18 protein-coding genes and 2 pseudogenes are annotated in these 22,201 nt (G+C 40.0%); 10 read left to right on the top strand and 10 right to left on the bottom strand.

What is annotated here, in order from left to right; all coding sequences use genetic code 11:
- Positions 1-58: 58 nt before the first annotated feature.
- Together metL and metB are read right to left on the bottom strand one after the other, a co-directional pair.
- Positions 59-2,404, bottom strand: a complete 2,346-nt coding sequence (gene metL / locus J8L73_RS09910) for a bifunctional aspartate kinase/homoserine dehydrogenase II (protein WP_211016657.1) — start codon at positions 2,402-2,404, stop codon at positions 59-61.
- A gap of 228 nt (positions 2,405-2,632) precedes the next feature.
- Positions 2,633-3,820, bottom strand: a complete 1,188-nt coding sequence (metB, locus tag J8L73_RS09905; RefSeq protein ID WP_211016655.1) for a cystathionine gamma-synthase — start codon at positions 3,818-3,820, stop codon at positions 2,633-2,635.
- A 268-nt stretch (positions 3,821-4,088) separates the two neighbouring features.
- Between metB and metJ the strand changes: the two genes are divergently transcribed.
- Positions 4,089-4,409 (top strand): met regulon transcriptional regulator MetJ, encoded by a 321-nt coding sequence (gene metJ, locus J8L73_RS09900; protein WP_002958371.1) that lies wholly within the window; start codon positions 4,089-4,091, stop codon positions 4,407-4,409.
- A gap of 63 nt (positions 4,410-4,472) precedes the next feature.
- Here the strand turns inward: metJ and J8L73_RS09895 are convergent, their stop codons facing one another.
- Positions 4,473-5,714 (bottom strand): malic enzyme-like NAD(P)-binding protein, encoded by a 1,242-nt coding sequence (locus J8L73_RS09895; RefSeq protein ID WP_211016653.1) that lies wholly within the window; start codon positions 5,712-5,714, stop codon positions 4,473-4,475.
- A 524-nt stretch (positions 5,715-6,238) separates the two neighbouring features.
- On the bottom strand, positions 6,239-6,454 hold the full coding sequence (gene rpmE / locus J8L73_RS09890; protein ID WP_002958369.1) for a 50S ribosomal protein L31: 216 nt from the start codon (positions 6,452-6,454) through the stop codon (positions 6,239-6,241).
- Between the two features lie 230 nt (positions 6,455-6,684).
- Here rpmE and priA point away from each other — a divergent pair, with 230 nt between their 5' ends.
- The 5 genes from priA (at position 6,685) to J8L73_RS09865 (ending at position 11,794) form a co-directional block, all read left to right on the top strand.
- Positions 6,685-8,871 (top strand): primosomal protein N', encoded by a 2,187-nt coding sequence (gene priA / locus J8L73_RS09885; RefSeq protein ID WP_211016805.1) that lies wholly within the window; start codon positions 6,685-6,687, stop codon positions 8,869-8,871.
- A gap of 20 nt (positions 8,872-8,891) precedes the next feature.
- Positions 8,892-9,419 carry an SPOR domain-containing protein gene (locus J8L73_RS09880; protein WP_211016651.1) on the top strand — a complete coding sequence of 176 codons (528 nt, stop codon included), beginning with the start codon at positions 8,892-8,894 and terminating at the stop codon, positions 9,417-9,419.
- A gap of 79 nt (positions 9,420-9,498) precedes the next feature.
- On the top strand, positions 9,499-10,017 hold the full coding sequence (gene hslV, locus J8L73_RS09875; RefSeq protein ID WP_002958366.1) for an ATP-dependent protease subunit HslV: 519 nt from the start codon (positions 9,499-9,501) through the stop codon (positions 10,015-10,017).
- A gap of 11 nt (positions 10,018-10,028) precedes the next feature.
- Positions 10,029-11,357 carry an HslU--HslV peptidase ATPase subunit gene (gene hslU, locus J8L73_RS09870; RefSeq protein ID WP_211000309.1) on the top strand — a complete coding sequence of 443 codons (1,329 nt, stop codon included), beginning with the start codon at positions 10,029-10,031 and terminating at the stop codon, positions 11,355-11,357.
- A 62-nt stretch (positions 11,358-11,419) separates the two neighbouring features.
- The gene (locus tag J8L73_RS09865) at positions 11,420-11,794 is read left to right on the top strand and encodes a gamma-butyrobetaine hydroxylase-like domain-containing protein (protein WP_211016648.1); all 375 of its coding nucleotides are present in this window, start codon (positions 11,420-11,422) and stop codon (positions 11,792-11,794) included.
- A gap of 29 nt (positions 11,795-11,823) precedes the next feature.
- Here the strand turns inward: J8L73_RS09865 and J8L73_RS09860 are convergent, their stop codons facing one another.
- The 3 genes from J8L73_RS09860 to J8L73_RS09850 form a co-directional block, all read right to left on the bottom strand.
- Complete coding sequence (locus J8L73_RS09860; RefSeq protein ID WP_211016647.1) at positions 11,824-13,704, bottom strand: methyl-accepting chemotaxis protein; 1,881 nt, start codon at positions 13,702-13,704, stop codon at positions 11,824-11,826.
- 109 nt (positions 13,705-13,813) lie between these two features.
- Positions 13,814-14,845, bottom strand: coding sequence for an MJ1255/VC2487 family glycosyltransferase (locus tag J8L73_RS09855; protein WP_211016645.1), 1,032 nt, complete (start codon positions 14,843-14,845; stop codon positions 13,814-13,816).
- Positions 14,842-15,381, bottom strand: coding sequence for a phosphatase PAP2 family protein (locus tag J8L73_RS09850; RefSeq protein ID WP_211000305.1), 540 nt, complete (start codon positions 15,379-15,381; stop codon positions 14,842-14,844). Before J8L73_RS09850 ends, J8L73_RS09855 begins: the two co-directional genes overlap by 4 nt.
- 205 nt (positions 15,382-15,586) lie before the next feature.
- Between J8L73_RS09850 and rraA the strand changes: the two genes are divergently transcribed.
- A complete protein-coding gene (gene rraA / locus J8L73_RS09845) occupies positions 15,587-16,084 on the top strand; it encodes a ribonuclease E activity regulator RraA (protein WP_058547623.1) in 498 nt (165 codons plus the stop codon).
- A gap of 1 nt (position 16,085) precedes the next feature.
- A complete protein-coding gene (locus J8L73_RS09840; protein WP_211016643.1) occupies positions 16,086-17,132 on the top strand; it encodes a formimidoylglutamase in 1,047 nt (348 codons plus the stop codon).
- Between the two features lie 30 nt (positions 17,133-17,162).
- On the opposite strand, the gene J8L73_RS09835 is transcribed toward J8L73_RS09840, so the two are convergent.
- Both J8L73_RS09835 and J8L73_RS19310 read right to left on the bottom strand, forming a co-directional pair.
- Entirely contained in the window at positions 17,163-18,827 is a 1,665-nt protein-coding gene (locus tag J8L73_RS09835; RefSeq protein WP_211016803.1) for a GGDEF domain-containing phosphodiesterase, read from the bottom strand.
- 122 nt (positions 18,828-18,949) lie between these two features.
- Positions 18,950-19,817, bottom strand: a pseudogene (locus tag J8L73_RS19310) (hypothetical protein).
- 182 nt (positions 19,818-19,999) lie between these two features.
- Here J8L73_RS19310 and hutC point away from each other — a divergent pair.
- Positions 20,000-20,707 (top strand): histidine utilization repressor, encoded by a 708-nt coding sequence (hutC, locus tag J8L73_RS09830; protein ID WP_211000303.1) that lies wholly within the window; start codon positions 20,000-20,002, stop codon positions 20,705-20,707.
- A gap of 41 nt (positions 20,708-20,748) precedes the next feature.
- On the opposite strand, the gene J8L73_RS09825 is transcribed toward hutC, so the two are convergent.
- The gene (locus tag J8L73_RS09825; RefSeq protein WP_211000419.1) at positions 20,749-21,519 is read right to left on the bottom strand and encodes an NADP-binding protein; all 771 of its coding nucleotides are present in this window, start codon (positions 21,517-21,519) and stop codon (positions 20,749-20,751) included.
- A gap of 248 nt (positions 21,520-21,767) precedes the next feature.
- Here J8L73_RS09825 and J8L73_RS09820 point away from each other — a divergent pair.
- Positions 21,768-21,956: pseudogene (locus J8L73_RS09820) on the top strand (hypothetical protein); the annotation flags it as partial.
- Positions 21,957-22,201: the final 245 nt, after the last annotated feature.

Raw genomic sequence — 22,201 nt, 5'->3', positions numbered from 1 at the left:
ATCTATATAAAAACGGCGGCTTAACTTAAGCCGCCGTTTTTATACCTACATACATAACTTATTTTAAGTTTTGCACAAGCCAATATAAATCAGAATGAATACCTGCCGCAGTTACTTCGCTACCCGCCCCAGGGCCTTGAATAACTAATGCATTGCCGCTGTACCATTTACTGTTGATCACAAAAATATTATCGCCTGGCGTTAAGTTTGCTAACGCATCACCGTTTGGCACGTAGGTAATACCTACTTTTGCAACGACGTTATCGTGCGTAATCTCTAATACCCCTGTGTATCTAAGCACAGCATTTTGAGCTTTGGCTGCTGCAGCGTGTTCTTCAATAAAGCCATCAAGCTGCATTTTTTTATCTATAAAATCGTCCCAGCTACCTTGAGCAAGTTCAACTGGCATGAGCGCCGAGAGGCTTATATCGTCCAGCTCAAGCTCTACACCTAGCTCTCTGGCTAAAATAAGTAACTTGCGCTGCATGTCACGCCCAGATAAGTCTTCACGCGGATCTGGCTCTGTAAAACCCATTTTTTGCGCTTCAAGCACTAACTCTGAAAACGCGATACTGCCATCATACTTACTGCATAACCACGATAGTGTGCCAGAAAACACACCTTCTATTCGCGTAATTTTATCGCCACTATTTTGTAAATCAGCTAAAGCGAAGTTTATAGGTAAGCCTGCCCCTACACTTGTGTTATAACGCCAGTGTAGGTTGCGCTCTGCTAAGTTATTTATAAGGGTTTGATACCAACGTGTAGGTGCTGTGCCCGCATATTTATTTGCACTAATTAAATGGCAATCGTTTTGCACAAAGCTAGTATAAAGCTCGCTAAATTGCTCGCTAGCAGTAATATCAATTACAACTTTATGCTCGTAATCAAGCTCGCTAATTGCATTTAATAAATCACTAGTTTGGTATTTTTGTGCCTCAAGCTGCCATTGTTCTTTCCATGTTTGAGGATTAACTCCACTTGGATTAAACAACATCTTTTGAGAGCGCACCAAAGCAACTAATTTGATACTAAAATCACTACCTAAACGCTCTAGTTGCTTGGTCAATTGGTGTATAAATACTTCACCTACATTGCCTAGACCTGCAACTATAATCGCGATTTCTTGGCCTTTATTAACTAGCTTATCGTGCAATGTGCTTAGCACATCGCTATCAATAAATTGATCAGTTAGTAATAAAACGTAACCATTATCTTGATGCACAAAACGCGGTTTTATAGTTTGCTCAGCTAATACTTCTAAAGCTTGTAGGTTAAGTGTGCTGACATCTTGCTCTGGTGCAACAACAGCACAGCCGTTCAAATTCGACTCACTAATATTAGCTCTACCAGCAAAGTAATTAATAACTTGATATGTTTGTGCAGCCGGTACGACTAAATACACTTCTCCATTATGGTTAAAGTGATGAAGGCTATGCTGAATAAGCTGGCTTACACTTGCAACCTCACCTTCACTCAAGCCTTCTACTGTTAATAAGTCAACATTTTGTAGCGTCGTTATAAAGCGCTTTTTCTTAGCTAAGCCTTCTTTAACAATACGAGTTGGACTTGCTTGAACATCAAAACTACTACGTACGGCTAGTTTTATATCGGTATTCTTTAAAGGCGATAACGTTTTGGCATGTAAAACAGGGTTACCCAAGCGTGCCAGTAAATTGGCCTGAGTGCGGCACACTTTAGCGTACTTAATTGCTTTTTTTACCTTACGCGGATCGGTACTAAATACACCTTGCGTGTCAGTCCAAATGCATACCTGTTTGGCATCACAATAACTGGCAAGTAATGTAGCACTGTAATCACTACCATTACGACCAAGCGTTACGGTATCGCCAAGTGTATTTGCAGCTATAAACCCAGTTATTACATTCACTTTATTGGCATCTATGACACTGTTACATTGCAGCTTATTTTGAGCATGGCACAATTCACCATCATTTAAAGTAAAAAGCAGGCGAGCATCGTGTGAGCGAGCATGTATATTTAACTGTTGTAGATACGCAGCCAATAATCGTGCAGACCATAACTCACCATGGGCAAGTAATTGCGCTTCTTTAAGCTGCTCAGTTTGCGCTAAGCTTGCAATTACATTTAGCTCTTCGAGTAATGTTTTAAGTGCATCACGCTTTAAATCAGCTTGTAACAATTGATCAATTAAATCACTTTGATGGTTGTTTAACTGCAATAAAATATCAGCGACAGCTTGTGTGTCTTGCTGCTGATAACTTTGCCACAACGACACAAGTGTATCTGTAGTTTTGCCTGCCGCAGATACCACAACACAGTCGCCAGGTTGAGTATGCTCAATAATTATTTTAGCTACGCTTTGATAACGCTCACTTGAGCTTAAGCTTGACCCACCAAATTTATGTACACAATTGACCATATTTTTACCAATTCGCTTAATTAAATTGTTTATTTTGAGGTAAGAAAACCGTGTCGATAACAAGGCAAAAATTTCGTTGTTTAGTTGTTCTATATGAGAAATTTTTAACAAAGTTAGCCTGCGGTTTCCCCCCTCAAACCGACTAGGTGTTATTGCGCTTTGGGACTACTACCAAAGCGCTGGATGAGCTGCATTTAATTCTACATTCCCATCAGGCGTACCAGCCCCTTAACCTATGCGGTTAACGTTTTTGTTTTGTCCTGGTTTTACAAGGTTAAAAACGCGCTCGAAGTCGGCAACTAAATCGTTTATATCTTCAATACCTACAGAAATACGAATGAGCGTATCACCCACCCCTGCTTCTAAACGGGCTTTAGGTTCCATTCCTGCATGCGTCATCGTTGCAGGGTGACAAATTAAGCTCTCTACGCCACCTAGCGATTCTGCTAAGCTAAATGCTTCAAGGCTTGTTAAAAATGCCGCAGCGTCGTTAACATCGCCTTTAATATCAAAGCTCACCATACCACCAAAGCCAAGTTGTTGAGCCTTTGCTAATGTATGTTGAGGGTGTGACTCAAGGCCTGGGTAGTAAACCTGGCTTACAAATTCAGAGCTCTCAAGGTACTTTGCAATTGCAAGCGCATTTTCTTGATGCTGCCTTAAACGTACGTTTAAAGTACGTAAACCACGAAGCGTTAAATAACTATCAAACGGTGCACCTGTAATACCAATGTTATTTGCCCACCAAGCAAGCTCATCACCAAGTTCTTGTGTTGCAGCAATTACGGCGCCGCCTACAACATCCGAGTGGCCATTAATATATTTAGTCGTCGAGTGAACAACAATATCTACACCAAATTTGATTGGGTTTTGCAGCGCAGGTGATAAAAACGTGTTATCGGCAGCAACAAGCGCCCCACACTGCTTAGCTATATCGGTGACAGCTTTAATATCGGTTAGACGCAGTACTGGGTTACTTGGTGTTTCAATCCATATTAATTTAGGTTTTATGGCTAAAATTTTATTTAAGCTTTCTTGTTTAGTTAAATCTAAAACTTCGAGTTTTAGTAATCCGCGTTTTTGCAAAGACGTAAATAAACGGTAGCTTCCACCATAACAATCATGTGGAATTACTAAGGTATCGTCATTATTTAGTAACTGAGTCGCTAAATGCACCGCAGCCATACCTGTGGCAGTGATAATGCCACGCGCACCACCTTCAAGTTCAGCCAGCGTTTCGGCTAATATATCGCGATTAGGATTACCGCTTCGTCCATAATCGTACTGGCGCTTTGTATCAAAGTCGGCAAACGAATACGTAGTCGACAAATAAATTGGCGGAACTACAGCGCCGTGGTGTTTATCTGCATCTACGCCGTTGCGAACTGCAATAGTCGCTTTGTTTTTTTCGCTCATATTCGTCACCTGATTAATTTGGATGTTTAGACGTCCAAAAGAGTAAGTTATCTGTTTTAATAAGTCAAAGATTTTAAAGCTCTAGATGGCTAAAAATAACAGACCGATAAAACTTGAATGGGGCTATATTTACTATTACAGCCAGCTTATTAAGATAGATTGGTATCTATTATTTGACTATCTTTTTTAAATCGATAGAATTTCACGCATATTTACACGCTTTTTACGCCGTGTTAGAAATTAATAATCTGAGGCAACGATACATCTTATGGCTAAATGGAATGGTGAGTATATTCACCCATACGCAGAACACGGGAAAAAATCAGAGCAAGTTAAAAAGATCACCGTTTCGATCCCGCTAAATGTATTAAAAGTTTTAACGGATGAGCGTACGCGCCGTCAAATAAATAATCTTCGCCATGCAACAAACAGTGAGTTGTTATGCGAAGCATTTTTGCATGCATTTACGGGCCAGCCATTACCAAATGACGATGACCTACGTAAAGACAACGCAGAAAAAGTACCGGAAGAAGTTAAGAAGATAATGCAAGAAATGGGCTTAGAAGTGCCTATTTTAAACGAAGAATAAATCGTTACCTTTTTAAACAAAAACCTCAGCATTACTGAGGTTTTTTTGTTTAAGCGCTATACACTACGCCATATAATTTTCAGGTAAGTCGATTTGCGCAACACCTGATTCTACCGCAGCCTCAGCAACGGCTTTAGCTATGCGAGGCAATAAACGTGGATCCATTGGCTTAGGAATAATGTAGTCTGCGCCAAACTCAAGCTTATCAACACCTGCAGCTTTTAACACTTCTGCTGGTACTGGTTCTTTAGCTATGCTTCGGATAGCCTCTACGGCGGCAATTTTCATTTCATCGTTAATAGCACTCGCACGTACATCTAGTGCGCCACGAAAAATAAACGGAAAACATAAAACATTATTTACTTGGTTAGGGTAATCAGATCGTCCCGTTGCCATAATTAAGTCGTTACGTGCGCCATGCGCAAGTGCAGGATCTATCTCAGGATCTGGGTTTGAACATGCAAACACCACAGGTTTTTCTGCCATTAGCTTTAAATCTTCGGCAGCTAATAAGTTAGGACCCGAAACCCCCACAAATACGTCAGCATCTGCAATTACATCTTGCAATGTGCGTTTGTCGGTATTATTAGCAAAAAGTTTTTTGTATTCGTTTAAGTCATCGCGACGAGTATGAATAACGCCTTTGCGGTCAAGCATATAAATATGTTCGCGCAATGCACCACATTTAATTAAAAGCTCCATACAGGCCACTGCAGCAGCACCTGCACCTAAACAAACTATTATCGCATCCTCGATTGACTTACCTTGTACTTCCAGCGCATTTAGCATACCAGCTGCCGTTACAATGGCGGTACCGTGTTGGTCATCGTGAAAAACGGGAATACTACAACGCTCAATTAATGCTTTTTCAATTTCAAAACACTCTGGTGCTTTAATATCTTCAAGGTTAATCCCACCAAAAGTATCCGCAATATTTGCCACGGTATTAATAAAATCTTCAGTGGTGCGATGCTTAACTTCAATATCGATAGAGTCGAGCCCAGCAAAACGTTTAAATAAGAGCGCCTTGCCTTCCATAACGGGTTTAGAAGCTAAAGGCCCTAAATTACCCAGTCCTAAAATTGCAGTACCATTAGTAATTACCGCAACAGTATTGCCTTTACCTGTATATTTATAAGCATTAGCAGGATCTGCTGCTATTTCACGAACGGGTTCGGCAACACCTGGGCTGTATGCGAGCGCGAGATCTTGTACCGTCTCAGCGGGCTTGGTTAGTTCAATACTAATTTTACCTGGTACTGGGTGCGAGTGATAATGTAGTGCTTGTTCACGAAAGTCTGACATAACGCGATGGTATCCTGCAATTTAAGTTAAAGTGAGAGGTGGTGTCTTTTGGTAAGATACCCTTATTATTTTTAAATTCCAAGCAATATCAGGTCTATCCTGTTATATGCTATATCCTTTAATTTTAATAGGTTTTTCAGTAACTTTGCTGAATTATACCGACATTAAATAAATAAATATTCAATTGAAATGCACATATTGAGGTGCTTTTATGTGCCAAATAAATCTCATAAAATGTACGTTTAAAGTATCAATATAAACTTAAAATATTAGCCTATTACATCACTTTAAAAACATATAACTCCATGTTAGCTACTTTTATCAACCTAGTTATAAAATGTACTAATTAAAATATAGAGAATATATATAGATTTGTCTTTAAAGGTTTATGCATAGTCAGAATAATAATAGGAAATAGTTATGCACGAGTGAGCACTACGCAAGAAGCTTACTTAAGTCATTTTTATAAATTTTAGGCATAAAAAAAGCACCCTAAGGTGCTTTTTTTAACTAAACAGCAATAATTACTTCTTGCTGCTAAGTGCACCGAAGCGCTTGTTGAAGCGATCAACACGGCCGCCAGTGTCTAAAATCTTTTGCTTACCAGTGTAAAACGGGTGACACGCAGAACATACGTCTAAGTGAATGTCTTTACAAAGAGTTGAGCTAGTTTCGAATTTGTTTCCGCATGAACATGTTGCAGAAATTACTTCGTACTTAGGGTGAATACCTTCTTTCATAGGAACCTCTAGTTAAGGCCGCATCGCTCTCCAAACCCGAAGTCTGGCACCATACGTCGTTAAAACAAATTTGTTGGTCGCGGATTTTATCCAACAACCCCCCCCTGCACAAGCATTAATTAAGTTTTTTGATAAAAAAGTGAACAACCTCTTTCTACAGTACTATTGCTTATAGGTTTTTAGGCGTATTTTTAGTACATTAGGCAATTAATTTTATGGGTGAAGTTGTTATGCGTTTTGTTGAAGTTGCTATTAAAGTCCCACTACCACGGACTTTTGACTATAAAGTAGAAGAGCAACTCAACGGGTTATCAAGGCAACTTGAGCCGGGTATGCGGGTTTTGGTGCCTTTTGGTAACCAAAAAAAAGTCGCTGTTATTCTCAGCATTAAAAATACGACTGACGTACCTGATAACAAAATAAAAAATATAATAGAAGTCATCGACGACACCCCTATTTTAAGCGCCCAGCATCTAGATTTACTAAGTTTTACCGCCAAGTATTACTGCTATCCACTTGGCGAAACAATACATATTGCGCTACCGGGGGCTCTTCGCCAAGGTGAATCACCCGATAAAACCAGTATTAATATGGTTACCCTTACTGAAAAAGGCGCAAAAGTCCCTTCGCTAAAAGCTAAAACTCAGTTAAATCTATTAAAGCAGCTATCACAATCAGGTAAATCATCGTTAACTGAATTAAAGGCCCTTGGCTTTAGTAAAAAAACAATCGATAGCCTAATAGATAAAGAATTAATAACACAAACTATTGAGCACGATAACGAATGGCAAAGCCTTGCGCCTACTGTTGGTAGCAAGCCTGTACTAAATAAAGAACAAGCTGTTGCCTGTACGGCTATTAATCAAAGCACTGGCTTTAAAAGCTTTTTATTAGAAGGAGTAACGGGCAGCGGTAAAACCGAAGTATATTTACAGTGCCTTGAGGAAGTTTTAAAGCGTGGCGAGCAAGCATTAGTACTCGTACCTGAAATAGGCTTAACCCCGCAAACTGTAAACCGTTTTCGTCGGCGCTTTCCTGATACACCCATTATGTTATGGCATTCGGCTCTTACAGATAACGAACGCTTACAAACATGGCGTTTTTGCGAAAAAGGCAGTTGCGCCATAGTAATAGGCACACGTTCGAGTATTTTCTTACCCTTTTTTAAACTCGGTATGATAGTGGTTGATGAAGAGCACGACTCATCATTCAAACAGCAAGACACCCTACGTTATCACGCTCGAGATTTAGCAGCTTACCGTGCTTTTCAGCACAAAATACCGCTTATTTTAGGCAGTGCAACGCCCGCACTCGAAACACTGCACAAAGCTATAAACAACAAGTATCAGCTTTTAAGCCTTACTGAACGAGCGCAAACAGCCACCGATAATCAATTTAAGTTACTTGATATGAAAGGGCAGCCCGACCAAGCAGGAATTGCACATGCAAGCCTTGCGACTATGCGCCAACATTTGAACCGGGGTAAACAAGTGATGGTATTTTTAAATCGTCGTGGTTTTTCTCCTACTCTTATTTGCCATGAGTGTGGCTGGCTAAGTGAGTGCAAACGCTGTAGTACCAGTGCTACTTTTCACAAAGCGATAGGTCAAATGATTTGCCATCACTGTGGCGATCAATACCATGTTCCACATCAATGCCCTGACTGCGGAAGCACGCAAATATTTCCAAACGGTAAAGGGACTGAGCAAATAGAAGAGTTTTTATCGAGCGAGTTTCCTGACACACCAGTAACACGTATAGATCGCGATTCGACCCGCCGCAAAGGGAGCCTTGAAAAAGCACTGGATGAAATAAATCTCGGGGGCGCACGCATTTTAGTAGGTACACAAATGCTTGCTAAAGGTCATCACTTTGCAGATGTAAGCTTGGTCCTTATTTTAGATGTAGATAGCGGTTTATACTCTTGCGATTTTAGAGCAACAGAACACTTAGCTCAGCTAGTTACGCAAGTAGCAGGACGTGCTGGTCGCTCTGGCGAACCTGGGCAAGTATTATTACAAACGCACTTTCCAGAGCACCCTCTTTTACAAGATTTAGTTAATAACGGCTATCAAGACTTTGCTCGTTTTGCTTTAAGCGAGCGGGACGACGCTGATTTACCGCCAATCACTAATATGGCGATTGTCAGAGCACAAGGACACAGTATTAAACAAGTCGTCGATTTTTTGACAGATTTGGTTCCTGTAAATGGGGTATCTGGTATACAATTGCTGGGTCCGATCCCCGCACCTCTTGAAAGAGTTGCAGGCATGTATCGTTTTCAATTACATATTCAAGCGCAAGATCGCCGCGTATTACACCAGTATCTTTCGCAAATGGTTGATTATTTAAGTACTAGCAAACTCGCCCAAAAAGTTCGCTGGAGCTTAGATGTAGACCCTATAGACATGATTTAGGTTAAGGCCACAATAACACCATGGCACAGCACGATTATATTAATAAAAAGCCTGCAGGCAGAAACAGTAAAAAACAAGCACCGGCTAAAAAGCCCTTCCCAACCCTATTAGTAATGATCGCCTTGTTACTCGTTGGCGGTTTTGTTTATGGGTTATGGTTTATAAAAAATAATGCCGACCCAAAACTGGTAGAAAAACAAGCCAACCCAACTCCTGCAAAAAAAGTAGAAGTAGCGATACCACGCACTCCTGAATTTATTAAAGAAATTAGAGAGCACGAAATTCAGGTTGAGGTAAAAGAAATTGAGCAAAAAGGTCCGTATGTTATGCAGTGCGGCTCGTTTAAAACTCATGCACAAGCCGAATCGCTTAAAGCTAAGATAGCGTTTGCTGGGCTAATTTCTGAAATAAAAGAAGCAAAAGGCAGCAATGGAATTTGGTACAAAGTACGCTTAGGCCCTTATAAAACCAAACGCCAAGCTGAAAGCGATAAAAATAAACTAAAACGTGTAAAAATAGTCGGCTGCGGAATTTGGGGCTGGACTTGAAAATAAACCATTCACCCATATAACCTCATCATAATCGTTTTTTACGAGTTGCCAATGCAACTCGATGATGAGGAATAACATGACCACTATTGTAAGTGTACGCCGCGGCGACAAAGTAGTAATCGGCGGCGATGGCCAAGTTTCACTTGGTAATACCGTAATGAAGGGTAATGCTCGCAAAGTTCGACGTCTTTATAATGGCAAAGTAATCGCTGGTTTTGCTGGCGGTACTGCTGATGCCTTTACCCTTTTCGAACGCTTCGAAAGCAAACTAGAAATGCATCAAGGTAACCTTACCAAAGCTGCAGTAGAAATGGCCAAAGATTGGCGCAGCGACAGAGCCCTTAGAAAACTTGAAGCCCTCCTTGCGGTTGCCGATGAAACGGCCTCTTTAATCATTACTGGTAATGGTGATGTTGTGCAGCCAGAAAACGACCTAATTGCCATTGGCAGCGGCGGTAACTTTGCCCAATCAGCAGCGACTGCTCTATTAGAAAATACAGATTTAAGCGCTCGTGAAATAGTAGAGAAAAGCTTAACTATTGCAGGCAATATCTGCGTATTTACTAACAACTTCCAAACAATCGAAGAATTATAATAGGAATTGCTATGTCTGCTATGACTCCAAGAGAAATCGTTCACGAGCTTGATCAACATATTATTGGTCAAGCTAAAGCTAAAAAAGCAGTCGCTATTGCACTTCGCAACCGCTGGCGCCGTATGCAACTCAATGATGATTTGCGCAGCGAAGTTACACCAAAAAATATTTTAATGATTGGTCCTACAGGTGTAGGTAAAACAGAAATTGCACGCCGTTTAGCAAAATTGGCCAATGCACCATTTATTAAAGTAGAAGCGACTAAATTCACGGAAGTGGGTTATGTTGGTAAAGAAGTTGAAACCATCATTCGCGATTTAGTTGATGTATCGATTAAAATGACTCGCGAGCAACAAACTAAAAAGTTTAAGCACCGCGCCGAAGAAGCTGCAGAAGAGCGCATTTTAGATGCACTTTTACCACCAGCGAAAGATCAATACGGTGAAACGCAGCGTGATGATAATTCATCAACTCGTCAAACGTTCCGTAAAAAACTACGTGAAGGTCAGCTTGATGATAAAGAAATCGAAATTGATTTAGCGCAAGCACAGCCAAATGTAGAAATTATGGCGCCTCCTGGTATGGAAGATATGACCAACCAGCTGCAAAGCATGTTTCAAAACATGGGTGGCGACAAGCGCACTAAACGTAAGTTAAAAATTAAAGAAGCCTTTAAGCTATTAACGGAAGAAGAAGCCGCTAAATTAGTTAACCCTGAAGAGCTAAAAGAGCAGGCTATTTTTGCAGTAGAGCAAAATGGTATTGTGTTTATTGATGAAATAGACAAAATCTGTAAGCGTGGCGATTCGTCTGGCCCAGATGTTAGCCGTGAAGGCGTACAGCGCGATCTACTACCGCTAATTGAAGGTTCAACGGTAAATACTAAGCACGGTATGGTTAAAACAGACCACATGCTATTTATTGCCTCTGGTGCATTCCAAATGTCTAAACCATCAGACATGATCCCAGAGCTACAAGGTCGTCTACCAATTCGTGTTGAGCTTGAAGCTCTCACTGCTGATGACTTCAAACGTATTCTTACAGAGCCGCATGCTTCACTTACTGAGCAACAACGCGAACTTCTTAAAACGGAGCAAGTTGATGTTGAGTTTAGCGATGATGCCATTGAGCGTATTGCTAAAGCCGCTTGGCAGGTCAATGAAAAAACCGAAAACATCGGTGCTCGTCGTCTTCATACTGTAATGGAAAGGCTGATGGAAGAAATTTCATACGATGCCTCTGAAAAAGCAGGCTCATCATTAATAATCGATGCCGCTTATGTTGAAAAACACTTAGGCGCACTTGTTGAAGATGAAGATTTAAGCCGCTTTATTCTATAGAACGAATATAAACGTTATACTAAAAGCCTCCAGAACGGGGGCTTTTTAATGGGACATATAAAATGAAACACGTAACAAAAGTACATTATCACAGTGTGAGCAGAAACCTTGATGTTTACTTTGATGATAACAGTAAAGCTGTATTTAGCTGTGAGTTTTTACGTGTTCACTCCCCTTCAGCAGAGGTGCAAGGCCACGGCACTGGCCCAATGAAGTTAGTACTTAATAAGCAAGCTGTAGGAATAAAAAATATAGTACCAGTTGGTCATTATGCACTGCGTTTAGATTTTGACGATGGCCATAATAGCGGGCTATTTAGCTGGCGCTACTTTGAAAAACTACAGCAGCAACAAGATACGCTATGGAGTGAATATTTAGCACGGGTAGCTGAGCACGAAGAAAGTAAATATAGCGTGCCTATAAAGTTTGTTCCTTAATCTTTATAGACACGCACTATTAAGCGTTATTACACCTTAAACTTATCAATTGCAGTAAACAGAACACGTGCTTGCTGAGACACCTCTTCACTTGTCTGCGCGTTATTAGTAGCATGTCCCGAAGCATCTTGTGCAATATCCCTTATCCGTACCACGTTTTTATTTACCTCAGACGCTACCTGGCTTTGCTCATCAATCGCAACGGCTATTTGAGTACTCATTTCCATGATAGTTTGTACATCTTCGGTTATATCACCGAGTAGCTCACCGGCTTTAATGGCCTGCGATGCGCTTTCATCTCCTTGTGAGCGACACTGGTGCATAATACTAACCACCTCTTGAGTGCGTTGTTGCAGGGTATTAATAATCCCCTCTATTTCACTAGTCGATTCTTGTGTGCGCTGAGCAAGTGAGCGAACTTCATCTGCCACGACTGCAAAACCACGCCCTTGCTCTCCAGCCCTAGCCGCTTCAATTGCTGCATTAAGCGCTAATAAGTTTGTTTGATCTGCAATGGCGCGGATCACATCAAGCACAGAGCCAATGGTTTCGCCGTCCTTTTCTAATTGCGATACAACGCTTGATGCATTACCTAATGAGCTAGATAAATCTCTAATATGCTTAACCGTTGAGTTAACTTCGTTACGCCCTTGCTGTGCGCTTAAGTTGGTTGATTCTGCTTTTTTAGCTGCGGCTTCTGTATTATGAGAGATATCTTGAATAGTTGCCTGCATTTGCGTTGCAGCTGTGGCTACCATGTCTGCTTCATGTAATTGCTCTTGCATACCAGAACTTGTAGCTGCTGTACTTTCAGATAAGTGCTCAGTAGCCACATTTAGCGTATTTAAAGCGGTGTTAACCTCATCAATCAGATTTTTAAAGTCACCAATTAAACTATTAAAGTCTATGGTCATAGTGGTAATTTCATCTTTACCTGTTTGCTCAATCATCACTCTTAAATCATTATTACGACGAATATCATTAATAGTATGATAAACACGTTCAATAGGTACAATAATGGAATGGCTCGTAAAATAAACTAGCGCTAATACAATTACACCTGCAATCACAAAAACTAAAATAGCTAAAAATTGAGCCTGCTCTACACTTTGCTCTACTTGTAACTTAGTGTCTTTAACTATTTGCGTAACAATTGCGTCGCTTTTATCTACGCTATTACGCATTATTCCAAGCGCGCCCGACTCAAGGTCCAGTCCAAGCTCAGTTTGTGCCTGCACAAGTGTTTTGAACTCATCTTGGTATGTATCAATCAGAGGAATAATTCGTGTTTTATATTCGCTTGGTAGTTGCGCTGAAGCTATCTGCTGTTTAAATGTATTAATTCCCTCATTAAAACGCCCTAGATACTTAGTATCAAATCTCAGCATAAAATCTTTTTCTGAGCGTCTTAGCTGTAGCATTGACGACAATAATTGGTAGTTTTGTTGCTCCTTTAAAAGCTGCTCAACTTCATGAACGGAGCTTCTTAACTTACCGTACAAGCCTTCGGTGGGGGTTAGGCCTATCTCTTTTTGAAGCTTAACAACAGTACTAAAATTATTATTGTAGCTACTTATTAGTTGCTCAAAGCGCTGAACTTGCCCCTGCGCTATACCTTGGTCATCCATTAACTGTGTTAACTTTTTTACTTTATCACTTAAATGTTCAAAATCTGTTTCAAATGCAGCTAACGCATCTTCTTGTTTATAAAATAAAAAGTTTTTTTCATATTTTCGCAATGCTAGTGCATGCACGTTAAGCTCTTCTGTCAATTGAATAGTCTTGTTTAAACTAAGGGTTGTACGTGATTCATAAATGATCACGCATAAAAGAACCACCATTGCTAAACCAACAACCACAGCGTTTAATTGTAAACGTCGTTTAATAGTTAAGTTTTGTAAAAAATCCATCGTAAATGCCTTTGTTTAATATGCATTTATAGTATAGCTTACTCAGTGACCAGGCTCATCAAATTAACGACTTTTTTGCTTTAATTCGCTTTTTATACATCCTTTATCACTAGAAATTTACACTTCCCCACAAACCTCTATGCAGTGAGTGAGTATTATCCCACTGCTTTTTGAGTAGCCAATCAATTAAAGGGGTAGGATCACTTGGATAGTTAATTTGCTTGTTTTGCGGTGCACTGTTCCAATCATCAAGTGCTTGTGGGTTTAAGTAATTCATAACGTGCGCCATTCCCATGGCAAGCAATGTTTGTGCATTTGCATCTTGTTCAAATTGCCCTTCTAGTGGTTTTAATAAGAGCTTTTTCCCTAATTTTAACGCCTCACTAGCCAATTCAAATCCTGCATTACCTATCACGCCACTTGTGTTTGCTAAGTCATTTAAAAAACCAGTTCGAGAAGGAGACCGTAAATGTATATGCCCAATCGATTTATCTTGGGTATGGGGGTGGTAACAATAAAACTCTTTTTCAGGAAAGTCTTTCAAATAATCAACAATACTATCTAGGTTTTCAAACGGTAAATACACCAACACTTTGTTCATAACAGCAACCGGATTACCATGTTCATGGTTTGCAATAAACGGTGGAATAATGTTGTGCGCAAAAGGTTGCCAATGCACGCCTAAATAAGTATTTGCAGGTGCATAAGTTTTAATAAGAGACTTTCTTAATATGCCATGGCCAAATATCGGTACGCTGTCTGCTAAAAATGCAGCCTGATGGCTTATTCCCACCACGGGTATGCCCGCTCGCTTTGCAGCCCAAGCCGATACAGGTTCAAAATCGTTAAGTACAAAGTCATACTGTTTTACATCAAATGCTTTTATATCACTGACTAATTTACACACCCTGGCCTTTTTAAGTGTTTGCAGCGCTTTAACTTGCCCATTTTGAGTGCTAAACGATAAACCGCGAAATGTCTTGTAGTCAGAAAATTCATGCATATCAAAGTAATCTTTATTTGCACGCCCTGAAAAAACATAATCTACATCTATTCCTAAATCATTGAAGCGGCTAGCCATAACTCGAGCTCGCGTGATATGACCATTACCAGTACCTTGAATTCCATACAGTATTTTCATACAGTCACCACCAGCATTAATGCACATAAGCCACATGAACTACCGATAGCTGCTCCAATAATAATATCTGCCGGGAAATGCACGCCCAATATCACTCTAGACAATGCAACACCAGTAGCCCACGCAAAACAAAGTAAGCCTAACTCAGGGAAAAAGTGACCTAAAATAGTCGCCACCAAAAATGCAGCTGCACTGTGCCCTGATGGCAAGCTAAACTTATCGCTTGGCACAATATAGGCATTGGTTACCAAACAATCGCATGGGCGAATGCGTGCAAATCGATTTTTAGCTAAAAAATAAATAGGTCTTTCAATAACAAAGCCTAATAGTACCGTAGCAGGAAGTAGTTGATGCTGTTCATTACTACTTAGCCACCACACTGCGGCACATAGCAATAAGTAAAGCGCACCATCTCCGCTTTTTGAAAAGCCAAGCGCCGCTGTTTTAAACCATTTTGGTGAATTGTAATTAAATAAAGTTAAAAACAATTGCTCATCCATTCGAGCTACTTTTTTAAGTACACTGTTATTAGTCATCACTTACTCCTAGCTGTATACTATCCGAACACTTTTTTAGCTTAGGCGTTGTAAATAACAATTGAGTGACGCTTTTAAGACACTATTGTTGCTATTGACGATCTTACGTGTATTTTGCTTAAATTTACTGCTATTAAGTCGTTGTTATTGCTTATAAGGAGGGTATACTGAGCTATAACTTAATGTATATTTTGAGGATAAAATAATGGATTACAGCACTTCTGATTTATGTGATCACTTTGCCGATGTGGTTGACGTGCTTGAACCTATGTTCATAAACTTTGGTGGACGCCATACCTTTGGTGGCCGCATTAAAACAGTTAAATGTTTTGAAAATAACGAACTGATCCGTGAATTACTTTCTCAAGATGGTACAGGCTCGGTGCTTTTAATTGATGGCGGTGGTTCAACACGCCGTGCGCTAATTGATATAGAGCTTGCAGAACTTGCCTTTGAAAACAACTGGCAAGGTATTGTTGTTTATGGTGCAGTGCGCCATGTTGACGAGCTTGAAGACCTAGATTTAGGTATTCAAGCAATTGCATCTATCCCGGTTGCTGCTGATAGCGAAGGTGCGGGTGAAGATGGCATAGGTGTTAACTTTGCAGGCGTTTCGTTTTTTGATGACGATTTTATTTATGCCGACAGCACTGGCATTGTTTTATCTGCTGAAGAACTAGAATTGGAAATCGTAGAAGTATAACGTGACCAGTTACTTAACAGTATATGATGAAAGCGCGGTTAAGGCTCTTTGCACTACCCGCGCAAACGAAACCAAAGCTTGGCAGTCAATGGCCCTGCTAGACACCCAAGTAAACGTTCAACAAGCACTAATAGATGCAGCTCAATTTGGCATTCGCTATGTATTACTTGGTATTTGTGAAGATATCGGTCCCAGAGCGAATTTAGGAAATAAAGGTGCCCACCAAGCTTGGCCTGCCTTTTTAAAGCGCTTTTTAAACCAGCCTCATAATCAATTTATTGCAACTCAAAAAGTATTACTACTTGGTGAAGTTAATACCACTGATTTAATGCTGCAAAGTAACCCGCTAAGTGCAAAACAGCCTGAGCAATTAACTCAGTTGCGTGAACTTTGCAGGCAGCTTGATGAACGTGTAGAAGCCGTTTTAAGTTTAATATTTAAAGCAGGTCTTGAGCCTATTGTAATAGGTGGCGGACACAATAACTGCCTAGGTATTATTAGAGCTTTGAGTAAACACAGCCAAAACCCCATCAACGTCATAAATTTAGACCTTCATGCCGATTTCAGACCATGTGAAGGCCGCCATAGTGGAAATGGCTTTACCTACGCCTATAGCGAGCAGCACTTAAATAACTATCATGTAATTGGGTTACACGAACTTAAAAATAATCAGGCAACACTTGATGCAATGGCCCTAGCCAATCACAGTTTTACTAGTTATCAAGCAATTGCAGTAAGAAGAGAAATAACGCTAAGTAGCGCTGTCACTCATGCACTTCACAACACCGATAATTATGCACTAGGTATTGGGGTTGATTTGGATAGTATAACTTACATGCCAGTAAGCGCTTATAATTGCAGTGGTTTTAGTGTTGCTGATGCTGAACATTTTGTACATTTAGCCGCGAGTAATCGCCGCGCTAAGTACTTACATTTATGTGAAGCAGCGCCTAGCCAACACCCTAACGGTTTAGACGCTGGCGCTGAGCATACAGGGCAAGTATTAAGTGCGCTGGCAAATAGCTATTTACAAGCTAAAGAACAATAGACATGCTCCTTAGATAAATGGCTGGGTTGGTTACTCAGTTATATCCATACGCCACTGTTTCAACCAACTCATCAAACCAATACTACTTAACGGATGACCAAAGTAATAACCTTGAGCGGCATACGCTTTTAAACTTTTGACAAATTTTAGTTGTTCAAGAGTCTCTACGCCTTCAAATATGACTTTAGTCTTTTGTTGGTTATGCATTTCAACCATGCCACTCACTAAGCTACGTATGTTGTTTTGATTGCTAAAATCAGCAGTAAGCGAGGGCGCCACTTTAATATATTCCGCAGCCAAACTTGGTAGCTTAGAAAGCAGTACAGGGTTATCACCTAAGCCATCAACACATATTTTTAGGCCAATATTATTTAATCTAGCGATCATCGCTCGGCTTTTATCATCAAGACTTGTGAATATATGTAAAGGGCACTCAACTATTAAGTCGCCCGGCTCTAATTGATGCTCATTTGTTACCAAATCTACAAATTCAACAAATTCTTCATTGAGCATTTCGGGGCCAAACACATTAATACTCAGTGGTACAGTAATGCCTTCGATTCTCAATGCCATTGCAAGCTCTGCTGCTCGCTCAATCACAAACTTAGCTAATGGATAAGCAAGTCCTGCAATTCTTATATCGTCAATAAAACGATTGGCAGATAAAATTCCCTGTTTAGGGTGTTGCCAGCGCAGTAACAATTCTAAAAATTCAATCTGGCCACCGTCATTGCAAATAACGGGTTGAAAATAAAGTTCAAGTTCACTAGCAAAATCAATATTAGCAAGCTCTTTTAAACGCGCCTGCTGCTCTAGCTGCTCTACCATCATTTGTTGATGATAAGGCACAACTTTTCGATTTGGGTGGCTATCAAGGGCAAGGTAAACAAACGATATTAAATTATCAAAGTTACTGTCTTGCCCATCACAATTTACATAACTTGCGCGGGCTTTTACCTCTACCGTACAATTAGCTACATTAAAAGGCTTTAGCGTTGCCCCTAATATTTGCTCAATAACTTGTTCATGGAGGTGCTTCTGGTTTGCTAGGCTACAAATAAATGCAAAATTTAATCCGCCTAAATGGGCTAGCTTTTCATGGCTACTTATAGATATGATTTCATCACTTACTAAGGATTCTTTAATTCTATTAGCCGATTGAGCTAAGAGAATATCGCCAAAATCGCGTCCAATATGCTGGTTAACTTGCCCAAACCCTTCTAGTCGAATTACCACTAAAACTGCATTTACTTGGTTGTCTTCACACCACTGATAGTAACCTTGGCGTAGCTGCTTTTTATTCGCAAAAATAGATAATGGGGACTCTTCCATAAACGTCTCATCAATACTTTGAGGCACTATAACAACCTCTTTTTCTGCTCTTTCATCATTTAAAAAGCCAACAATGGCTAACAATAATATGGCAACTACTATCCAAAAAAGTGGTACTGCTAATAATAAATGAGCCGAAAATAACACAATAAATAATAGCCCCGCAGCGGCGCTGACAATAATCATGCTCCAGTTATTTCGCTCAAAAGCCTGCCACGAATGAAAGCAAAAACCAAAAGCCAGTAAAATAGCTAACCAAGCCGCACCACTACTTAAAATGGCTAACCCAACAACCCCAGTACATAAATAACTAAATTTAATACTGATATTTTTAACAGAGAATAACGTAGCGATCATCGCCATTAGCAGCGCACCGCTAAAAAAAACAGGGAAGTTACCGTCAGTCAAAATATTCAAGTTCATGCCACTCCATTAGCTAAAAAATTTATTAAAGACATGTAAATATGGACAAAAATAATACAAGACTAATTGATTCTACCCAAAATCCATAAATTTGATAGCTTATTTACGCCAAACGGGCAGCTTAATTGCGATGGGAGACTTATGTGCCTATGCGCAATATCAGCTCTTGTACCTACCTTAAGTATTCCTCGGTCTTTTAAATCCAAAACCTGTGCTGCATTTATGGATACGTCTGCAAGCACCAGCTCTGGCATAAGCCTAAAAAAGGTACGCACCATATTTATCATTAACTACAACGAGCATAAAGGTGAAGTACCAGAATTAAAGTCACTCAATAGGAGGTAACTGCGTTTCTCGTGAGAAATAAAATACACTGGGTAGTAACACAGCAATAATCCCAGCTTGTGCCATGACTTTTATAGGATCTTCATCAAGGTATTCGATATGATCAGCCGACAAGCCTTTAAATTCAGCTACCAGCTATGCACTGCGCTGATTAGATAGCTGCTCTGCATGGCAGCATTTTATAGGCAGGTTATGTCTTTTAGCAGCTTCAAACACTTGCTTGGTTTGCTAACAACCCGATTTAATTTCAACAGTTGTAACACCTTCAGCTAGTAATTACTCGAGTTCAGCTGCACGAGTCGCAGCAACTGTACTTGCTATACCGCCACCTTGAGCAGCTATTTACTCATAGTTACACTGTGCTAGCGTTGTTCAAACTCTTGTGACTAGAGCCTGCAGATACTAAGTGAGTATGAAAATCTATAAGCCCTGATGTTAACCACTGCCCTTTAATACTAAATGCAGGCATTGCAAACACATCAAAACTTAGCAAATCCGATTGCTTACCTAACCACGCAACCTGCCATTTATGGCCAAGGCTACATTTTCTATTGCTCCATATGGAGCATCTATAGCGCTGTTCATAGTGGCAATATTGGCATCAATAATTAGTAAGTCGAAGTCATCTAGTTCATTTTTAATATTTTATTATGTATGTTCCCCCTCTAATTTGCTTAAAATACAATCTAACCATCCGTCTTGTATATACAAGGTAATTATGTCATCTTAACTAACATTGTTTATTATAAATACAGCGCATTTATTCAATGACAACGCCTAAATTTGCTCAGATAAAACAATTTATTGTCGATAAAATCAAAAATGGTTCGTGGCAAGAGGATCAGCGCGTCCCTTCAGAAAATGAGTTAAGCAGCCAATTTAGTGTAAGCCGTATGACTGCACGCCGTGCTTTAAGCGAACTTACTGACGCGGGCATTTTAACTCGAAGCCAAGGCTTAGGTACATTTGTAGCGAGTTTTAAATCGCAGTCATCATTACTGGAAATAAAAAATATTGCCGATGAAGTTAAAGAACGCAGTGGCCGCTACAGCTGTAGTGTACATATTCTCGAATCTATTAATGCAGTAGCGCCTATTGCAATTGCACTTGGAGTAGAAATAGACAGCGTAGTTTATCGCAGTGTACTTGTGCATAACGAAAACGAAAAACCACTGCAAGTTGAAGAGCGCTTTGTAAACCCAGGTATTGCAAAAGGTTATTTACAGCAAGATTTTACAATGCTTACTCCGCACGAATATTTATCAAGCGTGGCTCCACTTACCCAGGCCCGCCATACTGTAGAGGCAGTGATGCCCAATGATGAAATGTGTCAGTGGCTTAATCTATACAACGAAGAACCTTGTCTGCAAGTAATCCGCCGTACTTGGTCATCCATAGGCATAGTGAGCTTCGCACGACTTGTATCGCCTGGGAGTAAATACCGCTTAGGTGGGCATTTAACATTTAAAAAATAACCTGAATTCAAAATAAAAACTTATATCAAGCACAATTCAGTTTAAATTGCGTACTGATAGCTAAATCCTAATGCTTCAATAGCTGAGCCCAGCACCTTACGCTCAGCCACTTCATCGCTTGTAAAGGTGGGCATTTCGCCGCCATGCTCTGCACATTTTTGAGCATAATAATTCGCTTTCGTTGGGTGTGAGGGGTTCACCACATTGTAAATATTTTGCCCAGTATTAAAGTTTTCGATTACCGAAAAAATAGCATTTATTACATCTTGTTGGTGCACCATATTAACCACTTGTTGACTCGATGTGTTTAGCTCTTTACCTGCAACAAAACGACCAGGCTCACGATTTGGCCCAAGTAACCCAGCTAAACGCAGTACTTTACCGCCTTGTGCGAGTACTTGCTCTTCAGCATCGTATAGTTTTATTTGTCGCTCATTTGTACACGATATCTCACTAGTTTCGCTATAAATACCAGCTTCTTGGTCATACACCCCGGTGGATGAGCATAATATAAAGCCTTTTGCATTTAGCTGTTTAGCAAGAATAAGTGCCGCGGCTAAGGTCTCTGGATAGTTGCTCTGAGTGTTACGGCTACGCGGAGGGATAGCGCACACCCAATAGGCATCGCGTAAATCCACTTCGTGTTTTAGCTTGCCATCAACTAATGTAAGTTGGCGCTGAAAATCATCGCTATGCTCTTCACTTTGGTGAGTGCCCTGTACATCCCAACCTGCTTGCTTGGCTTGAACACACAATGCATGACCAAGCCAACCCGCTCCTAGCACTACTAATTTATTAGCTTTATCTTTCATTTTTTGCATAACCCTTCATTTTAAACGCATAATTAGTGCTGTCTATCTGACTTCGTAGCGATTTTAAGTAAGATACAACTTACTAAATAACAATAATACGTACACTTATGCTAAATAATTTATCATTACGGAAGAAAATATTATTATTAATTGGTGAAACAATCACAGTTTTACTAATAATAGCTTCAACTTTTTTTGTTAAATATATCGCAGACCTTTCCAGAGTTAACATAGAGCGCGAAGCACCAAGTTATCAAATTGCCACCTCTACTGAGGAGCAAACTGTGGTCTCAGAGGATATTAATACCAGCCTTTCGGCAATAAATAACTTAGTAAATAGTACAGCCGATCATGCTTATACACTTGCCGATGAAGCGCCTGATTTAAGTGACTTAGCAACTGCACTTAATAAAACGGTTAACCAGTTTAAATTATAAAATGCGGGGCAGTAATGTAGAGCGCTAAGTATACAACTTAAGCGCTTACTCCCCCCTTGTTTTTAATTTATTAATCACCATATCTTTACAACTTGCGGCTATTTTTAGCGTAATTAAATCAGTTAAAGTAATTTTTACGAACGAGATCAAAATTTTCTGTTTTAAATACACATCTTTTTGTTGAGATAGTTTGTTGTTTGCCAGAGTCTGGTATAGTAGCGCACGTAATAAACAGTGCTTTTTGA

Source organism: Pseudoalteromonas sp. MMG006 (assembly GCF_018101025.1).
Taxonomy (GTDB): domain Bacteria; phylum Pseudomonadota; class Gammaproteobacteria; order Enterobacterales; family Alteromonadaceae; genus Pseudoalteromonas.
Note: the sequence above shows the minus strand (reverse complement) of the source record. Positions and strands in the feature narration are given on the sequence as shown.

What these genes read in the sequence shown, in the direction of transcription:
- metL (WP_211016657.1), bottom strand. Translation starts at nt 2,404, where the DNA reads ATGGTCAATTGTGTACATAAATTTGGTGGGTCAAGCTTAAGCTCAAGT.
- metB (WP_211016655.1), bottom strand. Translation starts at nt 3,820, where the DNA reads ATGAGCGAAAAAAACAAAGCGACTATTGCAGTTCGCAACGGCGTAGAT.
- metJ (WP_002958371.1), top strand. Translation starts at nt 4,089, where the DNA reads ATGGCTAAATGGAATGGTGAGTATATTCACCCATACGCAGAACACGGG.
- J8L73_RS09895 (WP_211016653.1), bottom strand. Translation starts at nt 5,714, where the DNA reads ATGTCAGACTTTCGTGAACAAGCACTACATTATCACTCGCACCCAGTA.
- rpmE (WP_002958369.1), bottom strand. Translation starts at nt 6,454, where the DNA reads ATGAAAGAAGGTATTCACCCTAAGTACGAAGTAATTTCTGCAACATGT.
- priA (WP_211016805.1), top strand. Translation starts at nt 6,685, where the DNA reads ATGCGTTTTGTTGAAGTTGCTATTAAAGTCCCACTACCACGGACTTTT.
- J8L73_RS09880 (WP_211016651.1), top strand. Translation starts at nt 8,892, where the DNA reads ATGGCACAGCACGATTATATTAATAAAAAGCCTGCAGGCAGAAACAGT.
- hslV (WP_002958366.1), top strand. Translation starts at nt 9,499, where the DNA reads ATGACCACTATTGTAAGTGTACGCCGCGGCGACAAAGTAGTAATCGGC.
- hslU (WP_211000309.1), top strand. Translation starts at nt 10,029, where the DNA reads ATGTCTGCTATGACTCCAAGAGAAATCGTTCACGAGCTTGATCAACAT.
- J8L73_RS09865 (WP_211016648.1), top strand. Translation starts at nt 11,420, where the DNA reads ATGAAACACGTAACAAAAGTACATTATCACAGTGTGAGCAGAAACCTT.
- J8L73_RS09860 (WP_211016647.1), bottom strand. Translation starts at nt 13,704, where the DNA reads ATGGATTTTTTACAAAACTTAACTATTAAACGACGTTTACAATTAAAC.
- J8L73_RS09855 (WP_211016645.1), bottom strand. Translation starts at nt 14,845, where the DNA reads ATGAAAATACTGTATGGAATTCAAGGTACTGGTAATGGTCATATCACG.
- J8L73_RS09850 (WP_211000305.1), bottom strand. Translation starts at nt 15,381, where the DNA reads ATGACTAATAACAGTGTACTTAAAAAAGTAGCTCGAATGGATGAGCAA.
- rraA (WP_058547623.1), top strand. Translation starts at nt 15,587, where the DNA reads ATGGATTACAGCACTTCTGATTTATGTGATCACTTTGCCGATGTGGTT.
- J8L73_RS09835 (WP_211016803.1), bottom strand. Translation starts at nt 18,827, where the DNA reads ATGGCGATGATCGCTACGTTATTCTCTGTTAAAAATATCAGTATTAAA.
- hutC (WP_211000303.1), top strand. Translation starts at nt 20,000, where the DNA reads ATGACAACGCCTAAATTTGCTCAGATAAAACAATTTATTGTCGATAAA.
- J8L73_RS09825 (WP_211000419.1), bottom strand. Translation starts at nt 21,519, where the DNA reads ATGAAAGATAAAGCTAATAAATTAGTAGTGCTAGGAGCGGGTTGGCTT.